We start from the raw sequence: 20454 nt of genomic DNA, 5'->3' as shown, positions 1-20454 counted from the left end.
CGAATCACCCATCACCCATCACGGCGCGCCTCAGTGTCCTCTTCCGCCAGTTCCCCCGCCCCGCGCCCCGGCGACGTCTCCGGCACGTTGCGGCTGCTGGCCTACCTGGCGCTGTCGTGCACGCTGATCGTCATGGACCACCGCGGCAGCTGGCTGTCGGAGGCCCGGCACCAGGCGGCCGTCGTGGTGCAGCCGCTGTGGTGGCTGGCCGGGTTGCCGTCGCGGCTGGGCACGAGCATGCGCAACGACGCGGCGACCCGTGCCCAGCTCGCCGAGGACAACCGCCGGCTGCGCAACGAACTGCTGGTGCTCAATGCCCGCCAGGCCCGGCTGCGGGTGGAGGCGACCGAGAACGCGCGCCTGCGCCGCCTGCTCGGGGCGGTCGGGCAGGGCAATCTCCAGGTGCAGCTGGCGCCGATCCTCGACGTCGACCAGGACCCCACGCGCCAGCGGCTGCTGCTCGATGCCGGCAGCCGCAACGGCGTGCGCGCCGGGCAGAGCGTCATCGACGCCGGCGGCCTGCTCGGCCAGGTGATCGCGGCGACCCCGACGACCGCGACCGTGTTGCTGGTGACCGACCTCGAGCACGCGGTGCCGGTGGTCGTGGCGCGCAACGGCGTGCGTCTGGTCGCCTACGGCAGCGGCCATGCCGACGCGTTGCTGCTGCGCAACGTGCCGCTGTCGGCCGACGTGCGCGTGGGCGATGCACTGGTGACCTCGGGCCTGGGCGGGCGCTTCCCGCCCGGCTTTCCGGTCGGCACGGTCGCCGCGCTCGAGCCCGACGACAGCCGCGCGTTCCTGCTCGGGCGGCTGACGCCGGCCGCGCAGGTCGACCGCGGGCGCGACGTGCTGCTGCTGCGCGACGTCGTCGTGCCGGTGACCACGGCCGACCTCGACGCCGCGGCGGCCGAGCGCGAGGCCGCGCTGCGCGCCCAGGCCGAGGCCGAGGCCGAAGCGGCGGACGCACCCGAAGTGCCCGAAGCGCCGACCGGGGCCGCGCCCGCCGGAACGCCGGTCGACGCCCCGCCGACGCCGCCCGATGCGCCGCCCGCCACGGAGCCTGCACGATGATCCGCCGCCGCAAGCGCTGGCTGCTGCCGGTCAGCCTGCTGGCCGCGCTGCTGCTCGGCCTGCTGCCGCTGCCGGCCGGCCTGCAGCCGCTGCGCCCGTTCTGGCTGGCGCTGGTGGTCGCCTACTGGGTGATCGAGGATCCCGACCGCGCCGGGCTCGGCCTGGCGTTCGTCGTCGGGCTGGTCGCCGACCTCGCGTTCGGCGGGCTGCTCGGCGAGCAGGCACTGCGACTGGTGGTGATGAGCTTCATCCTGCAGCGCTTCCGCTCGCAGATGCGCTTCTTCCCGGTCGCTCAGCAGGCGCTCGCCATCGGCGGCCTGCTGCTCAACGACCGCATCGTCAGCGCCGCGATCCACGGCGCGCTGGGCATCCCGCAACTGCCGTGGACGTACTGGATCGCGCCGGTGCTGGGCATGCTGCTGTGGGCGCCGCTGTACCTGGTCATGGACGCGCTGCGCTTCGGACGGCGCGGGTAGGGCGGCCGTGGCCACGCGCCGCCGCCGCTCCGATGTGCGCAACAACGCCGCCGAGGCCGCGGCGTTCGCGCGCCGCGCGCTGGTGGGCTTCGGTCTGGTCGTGGTCGCGCTGACGGTGCTGGCCGGCTGGTACTTCAAGCTGCAGGTCGTCGACCACGAGATCTACGCCAAGCGTTCGGAGGCCAACCGGATCAAGCCGCGCCCGGTGGTGCCCGGCCGCGGCCTGATCTACGACCGCCAGGGGCGCATCCTGGCCGGCAACGAGCAGGCCTACCGGCTCGACGTCACGCCCGAGGAGGCCGGCGACCCGCGCCAGCTGATCGCCGAGCTGTCGCGGATCATCGCGCTGTCGCCCGACGACGTCGCCCGGTTCGAGCGCGACCGCAAGGGCCAGCGCGGCTTCCGGCCGGTGACGCTGAAGCTGCGCATCAGCGAGGACGAGATGGCGCGCTTCGCGCTCGACCGCTGGCGCTTCCCGGGCGTGGAGGTCGTGCCCTACCTCAACCGGCACTATCCCTACGGCGACCTGTTCGCGCACGTGGTGGGCTATGTCGGGCGCACCGACGAAAGCGACGTCGAGCGCTACGGACAGGCGCACCTGCTGTTCCCGCAGACCGGGCGCACGGGCCTGGAGCGCTATTACGACGAGCAGCTGCGGGGCCGGATCGGCTACGAGCAGGTCGAGACCAACGTGGAAGGGCGCGCGCTGCGCCGGCTCGGGCTGGTCCCGGCGACCGCCGGCACCGACCTGCGGCTGAGCGTGGACGCCGACCTGCAGCGTGCGATGGTGCTGGCCTTCGGCGGCCTGCACGGTTCGGCCGTCGCGGTCGAGCCGGCGACCGGCCACATCCTGGGCATGGTCAGCCTGCCCAGCTTCGACCCCAATCTGTTCGTCAACGGCATCTCGCACACCGACTACCGCCGGCTGATGGACGACCCGGCGCGGCCGCTGTTCAACCGCAACGTGCTCGGCGGCGGCCCGCCGGGCTCGACGATCAAGCCGCTGGTCGCGCTGGCCGGCGTCGACAGCGGCCTGCGTACGCCCGAATGGCGGGTGTTCTCGACCGGCGAGTTCTTCATTCCCGGCCAGCGCCGCGGCTATCGCGACGCCGGCCGCGGCGGCGGCTGGACCGATCTGCGCGACTCGATCTCGCGCTCGATCAACTACTACTACTACCAGCTCGCCTACGAGATGGGCATCGAGCGCTTCGACCAGTACATGACGCGCTACGGCTTCGGCCAGCCGACCGGGATCGACCTGCTCGGCGAGAACGCCGGCGTGGTGCCGTCCCCGCGCTACAAGGCCCAGCGCAGCAAGGAGCCCTGGTACGCGGGCGAGACGGTGATCGCCGGCATCGGCCAGGGCTACTGGATCGCGACCGCGCTGCAGCTCGCGCGCGGCACCGCGGCGATCGCCAACGGGGGGACGCTCAACACCCTGCACCTGGCCGCCGAGCGCCGCGACGGCTTCGACGCGCCGTGGCGGGCGATCGAGCGCCCGGCCGCCGAGCGCATCACCGACCGGCCCGACCACCTGCGCGCGGTGCAGGAGGGCATGGTGAATACGATCCACGGCCGCGGTACCGGCACCGCGATGGCGCGCGGCGCGCAGTACCGGATGGCCGGCAAGACCGGCACCGCGCAGCGCGTGAGCCGCCGCGGCAGCGCCAGCCTCGACCCGCGCGCGCTGCCCTACCACCTGCGCCACCAGGCGTTGTTCGTCGGCTACGCGCCGGCCGAGAACCCGACCATCGCGGTCGCGGTGATCGTCGAGCACGGCGGCTACGGCGGCACGACCGCTGCGCCGATCGCGCGGCGCATCTTCGACGCCTGGCTGCTGGGCAAGATGCCGGAGGTCGAGGTGGACCCGGCGACCGGTGCGCCGGCCGCGGTCGCCGCCGCCGGCCCGCAGGCCGCGCTCGCGCGCGAGGTCTCGTTCGACGCCGTCGTCGACGGCGTGCGCACGGTGCCGCCGGCCGAGGTCGTCGCGCCGGTGACCCCGGAGGCGCCGCGATGAGGGTCATCCTGCGCTGGCTGCTGGACCTGTGGCTGCGCTTCACGCGCACGCTCGACTGGCCGTTGCTCGCCGCGCTGGCGGCGCTGATGGCGATCGGCCTGGCGGTGCTGCACAGCGCCAGCGGCAAGAACCTGGCGATGGTCGGCTCGCAGGCCGGGCGCTACGCGGTCGGCCTGGCCGCGATGTGGCTGCTCTCGCGCATCCCGGCGGTGCAGCTGCGGCGCTTCACGCCGCTGGCCTACGCCGCCTCGCTGCTGCCGCTGGTCGCTGTGCTGTTCCTGGGCACCGGCCGCAGCGGCCAGCACTGGCTCAACCTGGGCGTGTTCTACGTGCAACCGGCCGAGCTGATGAAGCTCTCGCTGCCGATGATGGCGGCGTGGTGGCTGGGCCAGCAGCCGACGCCGCCGCGGCTGGGGACGATCGCCATCGCGGCGGCGATCATCGGCCTGCCGACCGGCCTGGTGCTGCTGCAGCCCGATCTCGGCACCGCGGTGCTGGTCGCCTCCGGCGGCGCGTTCGCGCTGTACCTGGCCGGGCTGTCGTGGTGGTGGTTCGCCGGCGCCGCCGCCGCCGCCGCGCTCGCCGCGCCCGCCGCGTGGTTCTGGTACCTGCAGCCCTACCAGAAGGACCGCATCCTGACCTTCCTCGACCCGGAGTCCGATCCGCTGGGCACCGGCTGGAACATCATCCAGTCCCGCATCGCGATCGGCTCGGGCGGGCTGGGCGGGCAGGGCTGGGGCGACGGCTCGCAGTCCCACCTCAACTACGTGCCCGAGCACACCACCGACTTCGTGTTCGCGGTGCTCAGCGAGGAATTCGGCTGGATCGGCGTCGTGGTCACGCTGGCGCTGTACCTGTTCGTGATCGGCCGCTGCCTGTGGATCGCCGGCCAGGCGCGCGACGGGTTCTCGCGGCTGCTGGTCGGCAGCCTGGGGCTGGCGATGTCGGTCTACGTGGTCGTCAACGGCGGCATGATCTCGGGCCTGCTGCCGGTGGTCGGTGTGCCGATGCCGCTGCTCAGCTACGGCGGTACGGCCGCGGTGTCGCTGCTCGCCGGCTTCGGCGTGGTGATGGCGGTGCAGGCGAGCGGCCGGCGGCGTCGCTGACCGCGTCACAACGATCGCGGCGACGCAGTGTTGGCCTTGCGCGCACGCGTGCTACCCTCGCCGCCGATGAGCCGACGCCCGTTCTTCCGACTCTCCCTGGCCGCGCTGCCGCTCGCATTGGCGGCATGCGCGACGCCCGCCAATCATGCCGAGGCCCAGGCCGAGGACTACCGCGCGATCACGCCGCTGGCCGAGCCCGGGCGTCCGCAGGGTGCGCTGCTGCCGTCGGTGCCGCAGCCGCCCGAGCGGCCGGCAGCGCCGCCGTCGGTGACCGATCCGGCGATTCCCCGCGCCCAGCGCGTGGAGAACTTCGTCGCGTACGCCGCGACGACCTACGGCGTGGAGCCGGCGCGCGTACGCGCCGCGCTGTCCCAGGCCCAGGTCCAGCAGAAGATCCTCGATGCGATCAGTCGCCCCGCCGAGGCCGTGCGGCCATGGCGAGACTACCGGCCGATCTTCATCAATCCGGCGCGCATCGACGGCGGCGTGGCCTTCTACCGCGAGAACCGCGCGGCGCTCGAGCGCGTGGCCGCCGACAGCGGCGTGCCGGCCGAGTACATCGTCGCGATCATCGGCGTGGAGACCAGCTACGGCCGGGTCACCGGCAACTGGAAGGTGCTCGACGCGCTCTACACGCTGGCATTCGACTATCCCCCGCGTGCGCCGTTCTTCGCCGGCGAGCTGGCGCAGCTGTTCGCGCTGCAGAAGGCCGAGCCGCAGCTGGCGATCGGTGAGCTCAAGGGCAGCTACGCCGGCGCGATGGGCATGGGCCAGTTCATGCCGTCGAGCTACCGGCTGTGGGCCAAGGACGGCGACGGCGACGGCCGCCGCGACCTGCTGACCCACAAGCCCGACGTGTTCGCCTCGATCGCCAACTATTTCGTCGTCCACGGCTGGCAGCGCGGCGGCCCGGTCGTGGCGCGCGCGCAGCGCGCCGACGGGGCCGCGGACTTCAAGCCCGAGAACTGGGAGCCGGTGTATCCGCTGGCCGACCTGGCCGCTCGCGGCTACACGCCGCGCCCCGGCGAGCCGACCGCCGAGGGCGCGACGCTGCTCTCGCTCGAGGGCGAGGCCGGCACTGAGCACTGGCTGGCGTACCGCAACTTCTACGTGATCACCCGCTACAACCGCTCGCCGATGTACTCGCTGTCGGTGCACCAGCTGGCACAGGCGATCCGGACGGGGGTCGGTCCGTGATCCGCTGGCTGCTGCCGGCGGCCGCCCTGCTGATGCTCGCCGGCTGCGCGGGCGCGCCCAAGAAGCCCGCGACGGCGTCCGGCGGCGAGCGGGTCGGTGCGCCGACCGCATCGGACGGCAAATCCGGCAGCGGTGCGCGCCGGGTGTCGCCGTACGCACCGGCCCAGGAGGACCCCAGCACCCGCGGGCACTACACCGCCGGCGGCCTGTACCGGCCGGGCGTGCCCGACAGCCTGCCCGACTACCTGCCCGACGTGGACGCGATTCCCGAGCCGGACGTCGTCGACCTGCCGCGCTCGGAGATCGGCAACCGCAGCCCCTACCAGGTGCTCGGCAAGACCTATCGCGTGCTCGACGACCACAGCGAGTTCGTCGAGACCGGGACCGCGTCGTACTACGGCGCCAAGTTCCACGGCCGCCTGACCTCCAACCGCGAGGTCTACGACATGTACGCATTCACCGCGGCGCACAAGTCGCTGCCGCTGCCCAGCTTCGCCCGCGTCACCAACCTCGACACCGGCAAGTCGGTGGTGGTGCGCGTCAACGACCGCGGTCCGTTCCACGACGGCCGCGTGGTCGACCTGAGCTACGCGGCGGCGGTCAAGATCGGCATCCACCCCGCCGGCACCGGCCGCGTCGAGGTGCGCGCGCTGAGCCCCGGCGAGAACGCCCGCCACGACTATCGCGCGATCGCCCAGGCCCCGCCGGCGCCCGCGTCGGCGCCGACCGCTGCGGCCGCTGCGCCGCAGGCCGCGCCGCCTGCCGCGGTCGCCGCGGCCACGACGCGACCGACGCCGCCGGCGACGAGCGCGATTGACGCCATCGTCGAGGCGCTGCCGATCGCCACCGCGCGTGCGGGCGAGCGGCCCGCACCGCTGCCGCAGGCCAGCGCCGCGGACGGACGGTTCAACATGTACCAGAACGGCAAGGTCATGACCGCCGACGACTTCGACGCCTGGCTCGCCGCGCGCGGGCTCAAGCTCGAGAACGGGCGCCAAGTCCCGATCGATGGCGCCGCGGCCCCGACGGCCGCAACGCCGGCCGTCGCCGCACCGGCCCCCGCGCCGGTTGCCGCCGCGCCCGCGCGCCCAACCGCGGCCCCTGCGGGCGGCGTCACGCTGCAGGTCGCCGCGTTCGGTGCCCGGGCCAACGCCGAACGGGCGCTCGCCACGCTGCGCGGCGCCGGCATCGGCGGCGCCCAGCTGCAGGACGGCACTGCCGCCGGCAAGCCGGTCTGGCGCCTGCGCGTGGGCCCGGTCGAGGCCGCCCGCGTCGCCGAGATGACCTCGCGCGTCGCCGGGCTCGGCTTCGGCGCGCCGACCGTCGTGCGCGACTGATATCCATCCATCCCCCGCCGGCCGCGACGGCCGGCATTCCGGAGTTCCGTTTCAGATGAAAGTGCCCGTCGTCGTTTCGCGCATGCTGCTGGCCGCCATGGCCACCGCGGTGGTCGGTCTCGCGCTCGCCCAGGACCCCGCGCCGCGGCCCGCGCCGGCGCCGGCGCCCGCTGCGCAGGGCGGCGCCGAGGGTGCGCTCAGCGACGCGTTGCCGACCCCGCCGCCGCCCGAGGTGACCGGCACGGCCTGGGTGCTGATGGACTTCGCGACCGGCCAGGTCCTGGCCGGCGAGAATGCCGACCAGCGCGTGGAGCCGGCCAGCATCACCAAGGTGATGACCAGCTACGTCATCGCCGCCGAAATGGCCGCCGGCAAGGTCAAGCCTGACGACCAGGTGCTGATGAGCGAGAACGCCTGGCGCAAGGGTGGCGCGGGCACCGATGGCAGCTACAGCGGCTTCCCGGTCAACCAGACCGCGCCGCTGCTGGACATGGAGATCGGCATGGTCGTCCAGTCCGGCAACGATGCGGCGATCGCGCTGGCCGAGCACGTGGCCGGCAGCGAGGAGGCGTTCGCGCAGCTGATGAACGCCTATGCCGCGCGCATCGGCATGAAGAACACCCACTTCACCAACGCCACCGGCCTGTCGGGCCCGGAGCACTACTCGACCGCGCGCGACCTGGCCATCCTCGGCCGCGCGATGGTGCGCGACTACCCCGAGGAATACGCGCACAACAAGATCAAGGAGTTCACCGTCGGGCCGATCACGCAGCACAACCGCAACCGGCTGCTGTGGCGCGACGACAGTGTGGACGGCATCAAGACCGGCCACCATTCGGGCGCCGGCTACTGCCTGATGGCCTCGGCGCTGCGCGGCGACCAGCGGCTGATCTCCGTCGTGATGGGCTCGAGCAGCGAGGCCCAGCGCGCGACCGATTCGCTGGCGCTGCTCAACTGGGGCTTCCGCTTCTTCGAGACGCACGCGGTCTACGACGGCGACAAGGCGGTGTCCACCCAGAAGGTCTGGAAGGGCAAGGCCGACGAGGTGCAACTGGGCGTGGCCGAGCCGATGCTGGTCAGCATGCCGCGCGGCAAGTACGCGCAGCTGCAGCCGTCGATGGACATTCCCGAGACCCTGGTCGCGCCGATCGAGAAGGGCCAGCAGATCGGCACCGTGCGCGTCGTGCTCGACGGCAAGGTCATTGCGCAGCGCCCGCTGGTGGCGCTGGAGGCGGTCGAGGAGGCCGGCTTCTTCAAGCGGCTGTGGCACGAGTTCCTGATGTGGTGGAACTCCTGAGTCCACGCATCGCGAGAAAAAAGGCCGGCAAATGCCGGCCTTTTCTTTGCTCTTCTCCCCAAATGCGGGGACAGGAGTTTCACTCCGGATGGGCAGCAGCCTGCCAGCCGGAAGCCTCTCCCCCTCGGTCAAGGCCGCTTCGCGGTCCGGCCACGCGAAGCACGCGTGGCGTTCGCGTGGATGCGCGGCAGTGCCGCGCACGCCATCCAGGCTCACCCTGCCTTGACTCGGGCGCGCGCCCGCTCCGCTGCACGGATCGGTCCGGCCCGGCGCAGCGCGCCGTGCGTTCGCCCGTTCGCGCGGCATGCCGCGCAGGCAAAGCGGGCTCTACCCATGGCGCGCTTGACGCGGCCACCGGCCGTCAGTCCGCTGCTACGGACGCTTGCAACCCGACTTCGGTAGGTGCGGAGTCGCCCGCTGAAAGAAATCGCGCGCCTTCGGTCTCAGTGCGTCGTGCTGGGTGGGGATTGCGATAGCGGGTCAAGGATGGCCCGCGGCGGCGAGTCAGCCATGGGTGAGTGTGGGCTGTTTGCGCGGCATGCCGCGCAGCCCGCACGAACGCCCGGCGTGCTTCGCCGGGCGGGACGCGGAGCGGGCTGACCGAGCCGGGGAGCAGTCCCCGGCCGGCGCGACGCGCGCTCCGGAGAAGAACGCCGCGATCGAGCGATCAGAAGCCAGATGCCTCTGACTTCGGCGCAGGCCCTTTTTGTACATCTACCCACTGCGGCGAAGTCGAACCTCGGCTATCCGTCGAACCTTCCGACCTCGCGCTCGGGAGGAGGCGCCCTGCCTCGGTGGCCGACCGGGCGCGAATGGAGACAGGGCACGGTCGGGCGCGCGGTCGCCCGCCGCCATCGCTTGGGTTCAGCGGCGGCAGCCCCGATAATCCACCGATGGAGATCAAATCCGACAATCCCGAGCACGGCTTCCAGTTTCCCGGCGTGTTCGAGCTCACCGCGATGGGCGCGGCCGACGCCGGTCTCGACACCGAGATCCCGCGGCTGCTCGGCGAGGCCGGCATCGCCGTGCTGCACGAGACCGTGACCACGCGCGCATCGAGCGCCGGACGCTATGTGTCCGTGCGCCTGAGCATCCGGGCCGAGACCCGCGCGCAGTATGACGCCGCGCACGCGGCGCTGCGCGCGCACCCCGAGGTCAAGTGGACGCTGTGACCTGCAGGGACCGTCTGCCCGAGGCGCGCCGGGCGTGAATCGCCAACTGCTCTATCGCAGCGGGCAGCTGTACGAGTTCACCGCGTCCGACATGATCCGGTTGCTGCTGCAGTCGCGCGAGGACAACGCGCGGCGCGGCGTCGGCGGCATGCTGGCGCTGCGCGATGGCCTGTTCATGCAGCTGCTGGAGGGCCCGGCCGAGGTGGTGGACGCGCTGTTCTCGCGGATCGCCGCCGATCCCCGGCATTGCGAGGTCCGGCTGCTCGTCCGCGGGGAGCGCGCCGAGCCGCTGCTGCCAGGCTGGCGCATGGCCTGGGCCGAGGCGCCGCTGGGCGAGGGCGAGACGGCGACGTTCGCCGGGCTCGACACCGACCGCCGGGCGCTGGTCCTGCTCGAACGGGCGGGCGACGACCCGGTCGCACGCACGCTGCGCGCATTCCTGCACGGCGAACCGGTGCCGCCCGGCGGCCTCGTCCCGGCCGCGGCGGGAGGCTGGCGTTGAACGCCGGCGCGCCGCCGCCGTCCGCCTGCGTGCGCCGTCTCGGGCGCCTGCCCTACGAGCCGGTCTGGCGCGCGATGCAGCGCTTCACCGACGGCCGGGACGCGGCGACCCCGGACGAACTGTGGGTCGTCGAGCACGACCCGGTGTTCACGCTCGGCCAGGCCGGCAAGCCCGAGCACGTGCTCGCCCCGGGCGACATCCCGGTCGTGCAGGTCGACCGCGGCGGGCAGGTGACCTACCACGGGCCCGGCCAGCTCGTCGTCTATCCGCTGCTCGACCTGCCGCGGCTGAGGATCGGCGTGCGCGACTACGTCTGCCGGATCGAGCAGGCGATCATCGACACGCTGGCCGACTGGAACATCGAGGCCGTGCGCCGCGAAGGCGCGCCCGGCGTCTACGTCGCCGAAGCCAAGATCGCCGCGCTCGGCATCCGCGTGCGCCGGGGCCGCACGTTCCACGGCCTCGCGTTCAACGTCGCGATGGACCTCGAGCCGTTCCGGCGGATCAATCCCTGCGGCTACCAGGGGCTGCAGGTGGTCTCGCTGGCCGACCTGGGCGGGCCGGCCTCGGTGGACGCGGTGGCACCGACGCTGCTTTCGCAGCTGGCGCGGCAGTTCGGGCTGACGCTGTCGCAGGCGCCGGCGACCGGGCTGCCCGACGCGGCCGCGGCCCGGTGACACGCAGCGTCCCCCGGCCGCCGCAGACACTGCGGGGGCGGGGGCCTACAATGGACCGTCCGAGCCGCGCAATGCCCCCGCCATGACCCGAACCGCCGACAAATCGATCCCGCTGCAGGTGGTGTCCGCGCCGCCGGCATCGCTGCAGACCGGCGTCAAGCAGGTCGCCGGCGACAAGATCGCCCGCTCACCGGTGCAGTTCGCGCAGGCGCCGGTGCTGCGCAAGCCCTCGTGGATCCGCGTGCGCATCCCGTCCAACGGCGCGGTCGCCGCGCTCAAGTCGAAGCTGCGCGAGAACCGCCTGGTCACGGTGTGCGAGGAGGCCAGCTGCCCGAACATCCACGAGTGCTTCGGCCACGGCACCGCGACGTTCATGATCCTGGGCGAGGTCTGCACCCGTCGCTGCTCGTTCTGCGACGTCGCCCACGGCCGGCCCAAGCCGCCCGACGCGTCCGAGCCGCTGAACCTGGCGAACACGATCGCCGACATGGGCCTGAAGTACGTGGTCATCACCTCGGTCGACCGCGACGACCTGCGCGACGGCGGCGCCCAGCACTTCGTGGACTGCATCCGCGAGGTCCGCGCGCAGTCGCCGCACATCCGCATCGAGATCCTCACCCCGGACTTCCGCGGCAAGGGCCGCATGGAACGCGCGCTGGAGATCCTGCGCACGCATCCGCCGGATGTGTTCAACCACAACGTCGAAACCGTGCCGGACCTGTACCGCAACGTCCGGCCGGGCGCCGACTACCAGTGGTCGCTGACGCTGCTGCAGAAGTTCAAGGCCCAGCATCCTGACGTGTCGACCAAATCCGGCATCATGCTCGGGCTGGGCGAGACGATGGAGCAGGTGCAGGGCACGCTGCGCGACCTGCGCGCGCACGATGTCGACATGGTCACCATCGGCCAGTACCTGCAGCCCTCGGCGCACCATCATCCCGTGCTGCGCTACTGGACCCCCGACGAGTTCAAGGCGCTCGAGGACTACGGCATGGCGCTGGGCTTCAGCCATGTCGCCTCGGGACCGCTGGTGCGCTCGTCCTACCACGCCGACCGCCAGGCGATGGAAGCCGGCGTCGCGGCCTGAACGGTGCCCGGTCCGCGGGGCCGAGCCTGACGAGCAGGTGAATGCCGGCCCGCCGGCGGGACGTTCGTGTCCGGAACGCAACGGATCGCGCGTCCGGCTTGCATCGGACGTGCAACTTTCGGCACTGTCGACACGTCCATTCACGCGACAGGCTCGACCGCCTGTCCATGATTCCCGACTCCGCAGCGCAGGACACCGAATGAAAGCTTCCCGTGTCGTTTCCGGCTCCCTGATCGCCCTGGCGCTGGCCGTGCCGCTGGCGTTGATGGCCAGGCCCGACGCCATCGCCGACGTCCCGGCGGCACCCAACGTCGACCAGGTCGCGGCCTCGAAGCTCGTCTACGGGTTGCTGTCCGACAGCCGCTACGCCTATCGGCCGCGTCCGCTCGATGCCGGCATGTCGAGCGAGATCTTCGACCGCTACTTCGACAACCTCGACCCGGGCAAGGTGTTCTTCACCCAGCAGGACATCGCCCGCTTCGAGGCGCTGCGCCCGAAGATGGGCGCAGCGGTGCGCGACGGCGACGTCGCACCGGCGCTGGAGATCTTCGCGCTGTTCAAGACCCGCGTCGCCGAGCGCACCGCGCAGGCCCGCAACCTGCTCTCGCAGGACATCTTCGACTTCGGCGGCAACGACCGCTGGGAATACGACCGCAAGGACGCCGCGTGGGCGGCCGACGGCGCCGAGCTCGACACGCTGTGGCGGCAGTCGGTGCGCAACGACTGGCTGCGCCTGAAGCTGGCCGGCAAGGCGCCCGACGAGATCCGCAAGACGCTCGACCGCCGCTACCTCAACCAGGCGAACACGGTCGCGGCCTACAACGACGAGGACGCCTTCAGCAGCTTCCTCAACGCCTACACCGGCGTCATCGACCCGCACACCGACTACTTCAACCCGCGCGCGGCGCGTCTGTTCAACCAGAGCATGTCGCTGTCGCTCGAGGGCATCGGCGCGCAGCTGCAGAAGCAGGACGACGTGGTGGTGATCCGCGAGGTCATCGCCGGCGGTCCGGCCGCGCTGAGCAACCGTTTCAAGCCCGGCGACCGCATCGTCGGCGTCGGGCAGGGCACCAATGGCCCGATGGAGGACGTGATCGGCTGGCGCATCGACGATGTCGTCGAGAAGATCAAGGGGCCCAAGGACACCCAGGTGCGCCTGGACGTGATCCCCGCCGAGGCCACGCTCGACAGCGACCCGGTGCGCATCACGCTCACCCGCGCGCGCGTGCGGCTCGAGGAGCAGGCGGCGAAGGCCGAGACGCTGACGCTGCCGGCCACCGAGGGCGGCGTCGACAAGCGCATCGGCGTGATCAAGCTGCCGGCGTTCTACCAGGACTTCGAGGGCCGTCGCAGCCGCAACGGCGAATACGCCTCGGCGACGCGCGACGTCGCGCGCCTGCTGGAGCAGTTCAAGCAGGAGAAGGTCGACGGCGTGGTGCTGGACCTGCGCAACAACGGCGGCGGCTCGCTGAACGAGGCGGTCGAACTGACCGGGCTGTTCATCGACCAGGGCCCGGTCGTGCAGGTGCGCGAGTCCGGCGGCCGCGTCGGCGTGCAGGCCGACCGCGACCCCGGCGTCGCCTGGGACGGCCCGATGGCGGTGCTGATCAACCGCGGCTCGGCCTCGGCGTCGGAGATCGTCGCCGGCGCGATCCAGGATTACGGGCGCGGCCTGGTCATCGGCGAGACCACGTTCGGCAAGGGCACCGTGCAGAACCTCGTCGACCTCGACCGCTGGCCGGCCAACGAGGCCAAGCGCTACGGCCAGGTCAAGCTGACGATCGCGCAGTTCTTCCTCCCCGGCGGCAGCAGCACGCAGAACAAGGGTGTCGAGCCGGACATCCATTTCCCGGTGACGGTCGATGCGACCGAATTCGGCGAAAGCACCTACGACAACGCGCTGCCCTGGTCGCGCATCGCCGCCGTGCCGCACACCCAGTACGGCAACTTCGGAGAACTGCTGCCGCAGCTCGAGCAACTGCACGAATCTCGCGTCGCCACCGACAAGGAGTTCCAGTGGTGGGCCGAGGACATCGCCGAGTTCCGCGCCGAACGCGAGAAGAAGTGGGTTTCGCTCAACGAGGCCGAGCGCCGCACAGAGCGCGACCGCCAGGCCGCCAAGCGCACGCAGCGCCAGGAGGAGCGCAAGGCGCTGGGCCTGGAGCTCGACCCGCTGGCCGAGGATTCCGACGACGACGGCCTGCAGGCAAGCGAGCGCGCGATCGCGCAGCAGACCCGTCTGGAAAAGGCGGCCGAGGAGCGCCCGGATCCGCTGCTGCGCGAGTCGGCGGCGATCCTGGCCGACGCCGTGCGCCTGCTCAACAACGACCGCAAGCTCTCGGCGACCGTGCTGCCCGAATCGACCGCTCCGGGGCGCTGGGCGCGCTGAGTCTCTTCGGCTGTCGTCTCCCGAAGCCGCCGCGATCCGTCGCGGCGGCTTTTTGTTTTCTCCAGATGCCGGCGCGCCCGCTGTGTCCGCCCGCGTGGTCGCGATGTCGTCCGCTGCGTTCGGCGCTGCCCCCACCCGGCGCCGGTGGCACCGACCTCCCCCGCACGCGGGGGAGGTGATACGCGCGCCGACGGCTGCGCGCCAGACTGCCAGCGACCAAGTCGCGCCGCCCCTGGATCCTGCTTTTCGGCCCGCCGTCGCATCCGTATCCAGCGCCTGCCGGGTGCCGTGACCACCAAGCGGATATCTTGCCGCGACTGGGCGCGGTACCCGGCAGGCGCCCACGCCAGACTGCCGCACACCAAGTCGTGCCTGCCCCTTGGATCCTGCTTTCCGACCCGCCATCGCATCCATGTCCAGCGTCTGCCGGGTGCCGTGACCACCAAGCGGATATCGTGCCGCGACTGGGCGCGGTACCCGGCAGGCGCACGCGCCAGACCGCGGTACTTGGCAGGCGCACACGCAGAACTGCTATGCCGGGCAGGTAAGCCGGGCAGGACGTAGACGCCCGCGATGCAACGCCACCATTCCAGCCATGCAACGGGCCGCGGGCGTAGAATCTCCGGCCCCGCCGATGCGGGGCTCCCCCTTCCTTCGGAACTGCCATGAGCGTCGCGTCCGGTCCGCGTCCCGCGTCGGTGTTGGCCATCGCCCTGGCGTTGACGGCGGTCTATCTGGTCTGGGGCTCGACCTACCTCGCGATCCGCTTCGCCCTCGAGGGCGGCTATCCGCCGCTGCTGATGGCCGGTTCGCGCTTCATCGCCGCCGGTGGCCTGATGTACGCCGTGCTCCGCCTGCGCGGCGTCCCCGCCCCGACGCGCGCCCAGTGGAAGGCCCTGGTCGCGATGGGCGTGCTGCTGCTGGGCCTGGGCAACGGCATGGTCTGCATCGCCGAGCAGAGCGTGTCCTCGGGCATGGCCGCCGTGGCCGTGGCCTCGGTGCCGATCTGGGTCGCGCTGTTCGCCGTCATCCGCGGCGACCGCCCCGGTCCCGTCGAATGGGCGGGCCTGGCGATCGGGTTCGTCGGCGTGCTGTGGCTCAATGCCGGCAGCTCGCTGACCTCGACCCCGACCGGCCTCGTCGCCCTGCTGGTCGCGCCGCTGGCCTGGGCGTTCGGCTCGGTCTGGAGCCGCGGACGCGACCTGCCGTCGCCGTTCATGGCTGCCGCCGCGCAGATGCTCGCCGGCGGCGTGCTGATCCTCGCCGCCGGCCTCGTGCTTGGCGAACGGCTGGACGTCCCCCCGACGCCCAAGGGTCATCTCGCACTCGCCTACCTGGCCTCGTTCGGGTCGATCGTCGGCTTCACCGCCTACGTGTGGCTGCTGCACAACGTCCGCCCCACGCTGGCCAGCAGCTACGCCTACGTCAATCCCGCGATCGCGGTGGTGCTCGGCGCCTGGCTGGCCTCGGAGCGCTTCACCGGACACGACCTCGGTGCGATGGCGGTGATCCTGGCCGCCGTCGTGGCGATCACGCTGGGCCGTGCGCGCAAGCCCGGCCCGCCCCCCGTCCAAGGAGACGACGCATGAACGACGCCGCGCAGAGCCGCCGTGGCACCTGGATCGCGGTCGCCGCGTTCGTCATCTGGGGCCTGATGCCGCTGTACTGGCACCTGCTGCGCGAGGTGCCGTCGCTGCAGATCGTGCTGCACCGCGCGATCTGGTGCGCGATTCTCGTCGCCGCGTGGCTGACGCTGCGCCACGGACGCGGCTGGCTGCGCGAGACGATCGCCCAGCCGCGGCTGGCCGGCATGCTGGCGCTGTCGGGCGTGCTGATCGCCGGCAACTGGAGCCTGTACGTCTGGGCGGTCAACAGCGGGCACGTCGTCGAGGCCAGCCTGGGCTACTTCATCAACCCGCTGCTCAACGTCGTGATCGGCGTGCTGTTCCTGCGCGAGCGGCTGTCGCCGCCGCAATGGATCGCGGTCGCGCTGGCCGCCTGCGGCGTGGCGTGGCTGACCTTCAACTACGGCAGCTTTCCGTGGATCGCGCTGTGCCTGGCCGGCTCGTTCGCGCTGTACGGCCTGATACGCAAGTTCGCCGCGGTCGAGGCGGTCAAGGGCCTCGGCGTGGAGAACCTGTTCGTGTTCGGTCCCGCGCTGCTGGCGCTGGCCTGGTTCGAACTGCGCGGCGGCGGCGGGTTCTTCTCACTGCGCTGGGGCGGCATCACCGACGTGCTGCTGGTGATGGGCGGCGCGCTGACCGCGATCCCGCTGATCTGCTTCGCCTACGCCGTGCGGCGCGTGCCGCTGACGGTGGTCGGCCTGCTGCAGTACATCGGCCCGACGCTGCAGCTGCTGCTGGGCGTGTTCTTCTTCGGCGAGGCGTTCGGCGCAGACCGGGCCGCGGGCTTCGGCTTCATCTGGGCCGGGCTGGTGATCTTCGCGGTCGACGGCTACCTGCAGGCGCGCCGGCGCATCGTCGCGCAGCAGGCCTGATCTCGCGGGCCCTGTCGGCGCGCTCGCGCGCGATGACGCTTTCCCGGGAACGCCGTTTGCGCGCGGGCGCGCGCCTACGGGCGTGCGGCGAGGGCGGTGTCCGGGCAGGTCGGCGCGTCGAACCAGTCGACGACGGTCGGCGCCAGCCGGTCGAGCCGCATCGGCAGGCTGAGGTGGTCCTCGCCGGCCAATTCGAGATAGCGCGCCCGCGGCGCGGCGGCGGCCAGCGCACGGCCGTGCGCGACCGGCACGTGGCGGTCCGCACCGCCGTGGACCAGCAGCACGCAGGCGGGCGCATGCGCGAGCGCCGCGCCGACGTCGACGCCGTCCAGCGGCAGGTCGAGCGCTGCCCCGGCCTGCGCGATCGCCGCGTCCAGCGTCGCCGCGTCGATCCGCCAGCGCAGCCATCGGCGCGTGAGCTTCGCCTGCCAGTCGCCGGCGTCCTCGGCCAGCATGTGCGGCACCATCGCGCGGATCGCGCCGCCGGCGTTGTCGAACGATTCGAGGGCGACGATGCGCTGCGCGTCCAGGCGCGGATCGGTCGCTGCGAACAGCGCCGTCGCCGCGCCGTAGGACACGCCGAACAGATGCAGCGGGCCGACGACCTCGCCGCGCGCGCGCAGCGCCGCCACCGCATCGACGACGTCGGCGGCCTCGCGCGTGCCGTAGCCCGACGGCGCGGCGCCCGAGCGGCCGTGGTTGCGCAGGTCGAGCGCGATCGTGCGGTAGCCGGCCTGCGCCAGCGCCAGCGACCACGGCAGCAGCGAGCCGCCGTCCATCATCCAGCCGTGCAGCAGCACCACGGTGCCGCGTGGCGGGGCTCCGGTCGCGACCGGCGGCTGGAAGTCCAGGCGGAAATCCAGGCCGTCGGCATCGCCGGGCGCGCGCGTCCAGGCGTAGTCCATCCGGTAGTCGCCTGGATCGAGCGCACGCCAGAACACCGGCACGCCCGCACTGGTGGTCACGCGACCGCTGCGATGCGGCAGCCGCGCGTATGCCGCATCGATGCGCGCCTGCGGCAGCAGCGGGGACGCGCCGTCGGGCGCGACCAGGTGCGCGGCGAGCGAGGCCGACAGGCCCGGCCACGAGGAGAACCCTGCGACCAGCAGGCAGGCGAGCAGCAGGGCGGCGAGGCGGAACATCGGACGGCCGGATCGGAAACGGCCGCGCAGACTATCGACCCGGTCGCCCGCCCCGCTATCGCATCCAGGTGACAACGGCATGACAGACGGTCCGCGTTCAGCGCGGCGCGCAAGCCCGCGGAAGGTCTGGCACAGTGATGCGATGTCGCCTGTTCTCACGCCGGCCCGCCGCCGGATCTCCGATCGCCGCGCGTTGCCGGGCGCGGCCCGATGAGCGCCGGCCATGCCATCGTGGTGCTCGCCGCTGGAGGCAGCGTGCGCCTGGGCCGGCCCAAGCAGTTGCTGGCCCGGGACGGCGAGCCGCTGGTCGCGCGCGTGGTGCGGCTTGCGGCAGGCACCGCGCCCGACAGGCTGGCGGTGATGCTGGGCGGCCATCGCGAGGCGGTCGCCGCCGCGTTGGCGACGGCGCCGGGCGAGCGGCACGACGTGTCCGACTGGCGCACGGGTCTGGCGGCGAGCCTGGCGGCCGCCGCGCGTGCGCTGCAGGGCCATGGCGGTCCGGTGCTGGTGGTCGGCATCGACCAGCCGGCGCTCGAGGCGACGCACCTGCGCGCGCTGCTCGAAGGTGCGTCGTCGGCGGCGTCAGGCTGCGCGGCGACGATGCACGGCGATCGCCCCGGCGTACCGGCGGTGCTGTCGCCGGCGCTGTTCGCGCAGGCCCCCGCGCTGCGCGGCGATCGCGGCTTCGGCGGGCTGCTCGCGGCATTGCCGCCCAGCACGCTGTTCCGCCTGCACGCGCCGGCGCTGCAGCGGGACCTCGACACACCCGACGACGTGCGGCAGGCGCAGGACGACGGCCTGCTGGATCGTGATGCCTGAGCGACCGCGCCGCCTCGGCGCGCGCTGCTAGCGGGTCACCGCCAGCCAGACGATGGCGGCGGTGCCGGTGACCGCGACGGCGATCGCGGCCCGTCGCCAGCGCGCCGCACGGCGGCGGTAGCGCGCCACGCGTTCGGCATTGAGCGTGTTGGCACGGTCGATCAGCGGCGCGGTCTCGCGTTCGGCCCGGGCATAGATCGCCTCGGCGCGATCGGGCGCGGCCTCGGCCTGCAGCGCCGCGTCCTCGTAGCGTTCGAACGCGCGGGCCTGCAGCGCCTGGATCTCGCGCTGCAGGTCCGCGTTCGACAGCGCGGCCGGCTCGGGGCCGCTCATGCCGCGCGCAGCGCCGTGGTCACCGGCAACTGCGCCGCGCGCACCGCCGGGAACAGGCCGCCGACGAACCCGATCGCCAGCGCCCACTTCAGCCCGCTCCACAGCAGCGCAGGCGTGACCCGGAACTCGAACGTCATCTGCCCGATGCCGCCGGCGAGCGTCGATGCGCCGTAGCCGTCGAACAGCAGCCAGGCGATCGCGCCGCCGAGCAGGCCGCCGAGCAGCGCCAGCAGCATCGTCTCGAGCATCACCGCCACCACGACCGGCAGGCCGCGGAAGCCGATCGCGCGCAGCGTCGCGATCTCGCGCGCCCGCGCCGCGACCGTGGCGAACATCGTGTTGAGCGCGCCGAACACCGCGCCGACCGCCATGATCGAGCCGACGACGATGCCGATGATGCGCAGCACTTTCGACATGCCCTCGGACTGCTTGGCGAAGTACTCGAGCGTGGTGCTGGTCTCGACCTGGGTGCGCGGGTCGGCGTCGAGCGTGGCCTTGAACGCCGTGAAGGCACCCGGGTCGGTCAGTCGCACGGTCACCGACGCGCGGCTCGACCCGCGGCGATAGGTCGTGGCGACGACCTCGGCATCGGCCCAGATCTCCGAGTCCGTCGCGTCGCCCGCCTCGAACGCGCCGACCACCTGCCACGTGTCGCTGCCCAGCCGCACCGACCGGCCCGGCTCGAGGCCGGCGAACTGCTGGCGCGCACCCTTGCCGACGACCAGCTCGCGCTTGCCGGTCTCGAACATCCGGCCCTCGACGATGCGCAGGTCCGGCCGCACCTGGAACGCCATCTCGCCGACGCCGCGGAACTGCACGCTGCCGTCCTCGTCGGGCGCACCGCCGCGCAGCGGCAGGTTCGCGGCGACGACCAGCTCGGGCGAGGCCAGCGGCCGGCCATCGGCGTCGCGCGCGATCTGCGGTGCCTGCACCACGGCATTGATGAGGTTACGGTCGATCACCGACATCACCTCGGCGGCCGAGCCGCCCCGCAGCACGATCGCGGTCGACGCGTCGCCGGTGCTGCCGACGGTATGGCGGTAGCCCTCGGCCATCGACAGCAGCGCGACCAGCACCGCGACCACGCCGGCGATACCGATCACGACCACCGACGACGCGCCCAGCCGCTGGCTCAGCGTGCTGATGCCGACGTGGCTGACGGACGCAGCCTGGCGCCCACCGCGGGCCAGCGTCATCCACAGCGCGACCGCGACCGCCGCGGCAAGCAGCACGTACCAGGGCGCGAGGATCCAGACGACGAGCGCGACGACCAACGCGAGCACCAGGCCGGCGTTCTGCAACAGGGTCTTGAGCAATGGATGCATGGTGGTCTCC

The 20454-nt window shown here is 72.6% G+C and carries 18 protein-coding genes; 15 read left to right on the top strand and 3 right to left on the bottom strand.

Features of this window, described 5'->3' with window-relative positions; genetic code table 11:
* The first annotated feature begins 33 nt into the window (after window positions 1-33).
* From mreC to rarD, 14 genes are all read left to right on the top strand, one after another.
* A complete protein-coding gene (gene mreC / locus WQ56_RS02710) occupies window positions 34-1071 on the top strand; it encodes a rod shape-determining protein MreC (protein WP_047135648.1) in 1038 nt (345 codons plus the stop codon).
* Window positions 1068-1547, top strand: a complete 480-nt coding sequence (gene mreD, locus WQ56_RS02705; protein ID WP_047135522.1) for a rod shape-determining protein MreD — start codon at window positions 1068-1070, stop codon at window positions 1545-1547. The genes mreC and mreD overlap by 4 nt, the downstream gene beginning before the upstream one ends.
* Before the next feature lie 7 nt (window positions 1548-1554).
* Window positions 1555-3564 (top strand): penicillin-binding protein 2, encoded by a 2010-nt coding sequence (gene mrdA / locus WQ56_RS02700; protein ID WP_047135521.1) that lies wholly within the window; start codon window positions 1555-1557, stop codon window positions 3562-3564.
* Entirely contained in the window at window positions 3561-4670 is a 1110-nt protein-coding gene (gene rodA / locus WQ56_RS02695; protein ID WP_047135520.1) for a rod shape-determining protein RodA, read from the top strand. The genes mrdA and rodA overlap by 4 nt, the downstream gene beginning before the upstream one ends.
* 66 nt (window positions 4671-4736) lie before the next feature.
* A complete protein-coding gene (gene mltB / locus WQ56_RS02690) occupies window positions 4737-5867 on the top strand; it encodes a lytic murein transglycosylase B (protein WP_047135519.1) in 1131 nt (376 codons plus the stop codon).
* Window positions 5868-5899: 32 nt separating this feature from the next.
* Window positions 5900-7204 carry a septal ring lytic transglycosylase RlpA family protein gene (locus WQ56_RS02685; protein ID WP_047135647.1) on the top strand — a complete coding sequence of 435 codons (1305 nt, stop codon included), beginning with the start codon at window positions 5900-5902 and terminating at the stop codon, window positions 7202-7204.
* An 82-nt stretch (window positions 7205-7286) separates the two neighbouring features.
* Window positions 7287-8501, top strand: coding sequence for a D-alanyl-D-alanine carboxypeptidase family protein (locus tag WQ56_RS02680; protein ID WP_047135646.1), 1215 nt, complete (start codon window positions 7287-7289; stop codon window positions 8499-8501).
* Between the two features lie 893 nt (window positions 8502-9394).
* A complete protein-coding gene (locus WQ56_RS02675) occupies window positions 9395-9673 on the top strand; it encodes a DUF493 family protein (RefSeq protein ID WP_047135518.1) in 279 nt (92 codons plus the stop codon).
* Between the two features lie 34 nt (window positions 9674-9707).
* Window positions 9708-10175: a BLUF domain-containing protein gene (locus tag WQ56_RS17545; RefSeq protein ID WP_052772785.1), complete on the top strand. Its 468-nt coding sequence runs from the start codon at window positions 9708-9710 to the stop codon at window positions 10173-10175.
* Window positions 10166-10852: a lipoyl(octanoyl) transferase LipB gene (lipB, locus tag WQ56_RS02665; protein WP_156170279.1), complete on the top strand. Its 687-nt coding sequence runs from the start codon at window positions 10166-10168 to the stop codon at window positions 10850-10852. Before WQ56_RS17545 ends, lipB begins: the two co-directional genes overlap by 10 nt.
* 82 nt (window positions 10853-10934) lie before the next feature.
* A complete protein-coding gene (lipA, locus tag WQ56_RS02660; protein ID WP_047135516.1) occupies window positions 10935-11939 on the top strand; it encodes a lipoyl synthase in 1005 nt (334 codons plus the stop codon).
* Between the two features lie 199 nt (window positions 11940-12138).
* On the top strand, window positions 12139-14328 hold the full coding sequence (locus WQ56_RS02655; protein WP_047135515.1) for a carboxy terminal-processing peptidase: 2190 nt from the start codon (window positions 12139-12141) through the stop codon (window positions 14326-14328).
* Window positions 14329-14993: 665 nt separating this feature from the next.
* Window positions 14994-15917 (top strand): drug/metabolite exporter YedA, encoded by a 924-nt coding sequence (yedA, locus tag WQ56_RS02650; protein ID WP_047135514.1) that lies wholly within the window; start codon window positions 14994-14996, stop codon window positions 15915-15917.
* Window positions 15914-16825 carry an EamA family transporter RarD gene (gene rarD, locus WQ56_RS02645; RefSeq protein WP_047135513.1) on the top strand — a complete coding sequence of 304 codons (912 nt, stop codon included), beginning with the start codon at window positions 15914-15916 and terminating at the stop codon, window positions 16823-16825. The genes yedA and rarD overlap by 4 nt, the downstream gene beginning before the upstream one ends.
* A gap of 74 nt (window positions 16826-16899) precedes the next feature.
* Here the strand turns inward: rarD and WQ56_RS02640 are convergent, their stop codons facing one another.
* Entirely contained in the window at window positions 16900-17967 is a 1068-nt protein-coding gene (locus WQ56_RS02640; RefSeq protein WP_052772784.1) for an alpha/beta fold hydrolase, read from the bottom strand.
* 210 nt (window positions 17968-18177) lie between these two features.
* Between WQ56_RS02640 and WQ56_RS02635 the strand changes: the two genes are divergently transcribed.
* Window positions 18178-18786, top strand: a complete 609-nt coding sequence (locus WQ56_RS02635; RefSeq protein WP_047135512.1) for an NTP transferase domain-containing protein — start codon at window positions 18178-18180, stop codon at window positions 18784-18786.
* A gap of 27 nt (window positions 18787-18813) precedes the next feature.
* Here WQ56_RS02635 and WQ56_RS02630 read toward each other — a convergent pair whose 3' ends face one another.
* Both WQ56_RS02630 and WQ56_RS02625 read right to left on the bottom strand, forming a co-directional pair.
* On the bottom strand, window positions 18814-19119 hold the full coding sequence (locus WQ56_RS02630) for a hypothetical protein (protein ID WP_047135511.1): 306 nt from the start codon (window positions 19117-19119) through the stop codon (window positions 18814-18816).
* On the bottom strand, window positions 19116-20444 hold the full coding sequence (locus WQ56_RS02625; protein WP_047135510.1) for an ABC transporter permease: 1329 nt from the start codon (window positions 20442-20444) through the stop codon (window positions 19116-19118). Before WQ56_RS02625 ends, WQ56_RS02630 begins: the two co-directional genes overlap by 4 nt.
* Window positions 20445-20454: the final 10 nt, after the last annotated feature.

Origin of the sequence: Luteimonas sp. FCS-9 (assembly GCF_001014645.1) — a bacterium.
Lineage (GTDB): Bacteria > Pseudomonadota > Gammaproteobacteria > Xanthomonadales > Xanthomonadaceae > Luteimonas.
The sequence above is the reverse complement of the archived record's forward strand: the minus strand, read 5'-3'. Positions and strand labels throughout refer to the sequence as shown.

What these genes read in the sequence shown, in the direction of transcription:
- mreD (WP_047135522.1), top strand. Translation starts at nt 1,068, where the DNA reads ATGATCCGCCGCCGCAAGCGCTGGCTGCTGCCGGTCAGCCTGCTGGCC.
- WQ56_RS02655 (WP_047135515.1), top strand. Translation starts at nt 12,139, where the DNA reads ATGAAAGCTTCCCGTGTCGTTTCCGGCTCCCTGATCGCCCTGGCGCTG.
- WQ56_RS02680 (WP_047135646.1), top strand. Translation starts at nt 7,287, where the DNA reads ATGCTGCTGGCCGCCATGGCCACCGCGGTGGTCGGTCTCGCGCTCGCC.
- lipA (WP_047135516.1), top strand. Translation starts at nt 10,935, where the DNA reads ATGACCCGAACCGCCGACAAATCGATCCCGCTGCAGGTGGTGTCCGCG.
- rodA (WP_047135520.1), top strand. Translation starts at nt 3,561, where the DNA reads ATGAGGGTCATCCTGCGCTGGCTGCTGGACCTGTGGCTGCGCTTCACG.
- mltB (WP_047135519.1), top strand. Translation starts at nt 4,737, where the DNA reads ATGAGCCGACGCCCGTTCTTCCGACTCTCCCTGGCCGCGCTGCCGCTC.
- rarD (WP_047135513.1), top strand. Translation starts at nt 15,914, where the DNA reads ATGAACGACGCCGCGCAGAGCCGCCGTGGCACCTGGATCGCGGTCGCC.
- WQ56_RS02685 (WP_047135647.1), top strand. Translation starts at nt 5,900, where the DNA reads ATGCTCGCCGGCTGCGCGGGCGCGCCCAAGAAGCCCGCGACGGCGTCC.
- WQ56_RS02640 (WP_052772784.1), bottom strand. Translation starts at nt 17,967, where the DNA reads ATGTTCCGCCTCGCCGCCCTGCTGCTCGCCTGCCTGCTGGTCGCAGGG.
- WQ56_RS02675 (WP_047135518.1), top strand. Translation starts at nt 9,395, where the DNA reads ATGGAGATCAAATCCGACAATCCCGAGCACGGCTTCCAGTTTCCCGGC.
- yedA (WP_047135514.1), top strand. Translation starts at nt 14,994, where the DNA reads ATGAGCGTCGCGTCCGGTCCGCGTCCCGCGTCGGTGTTGGCCATCGCC.
- WQ56_RS02635 (WP_047135512.1), top strand. Translation starts at nt 18,178, where the DNA reads ATGAGCGCCGGCCATGCCATCGTGGTGCTCGCCGCTGGAGGCAGCGTG.
- WQ56_RS02630 (WP_047135511.1), bottom strand. Translation starts at nt 19,119, where the DNA reads ATGAGCGGCCCCGAGCCGGCCGCGCTGTCGAACGCGGACCTGCAGCGC.
- WQ56_RS02625 (WP_047135510.1), bottom strand. Translation starts at nt 20,444, where the DNA reads ATGCATCCATTGCTCAAGACCCTGTTGCAGAACGCCGGCCTGGTGCTC.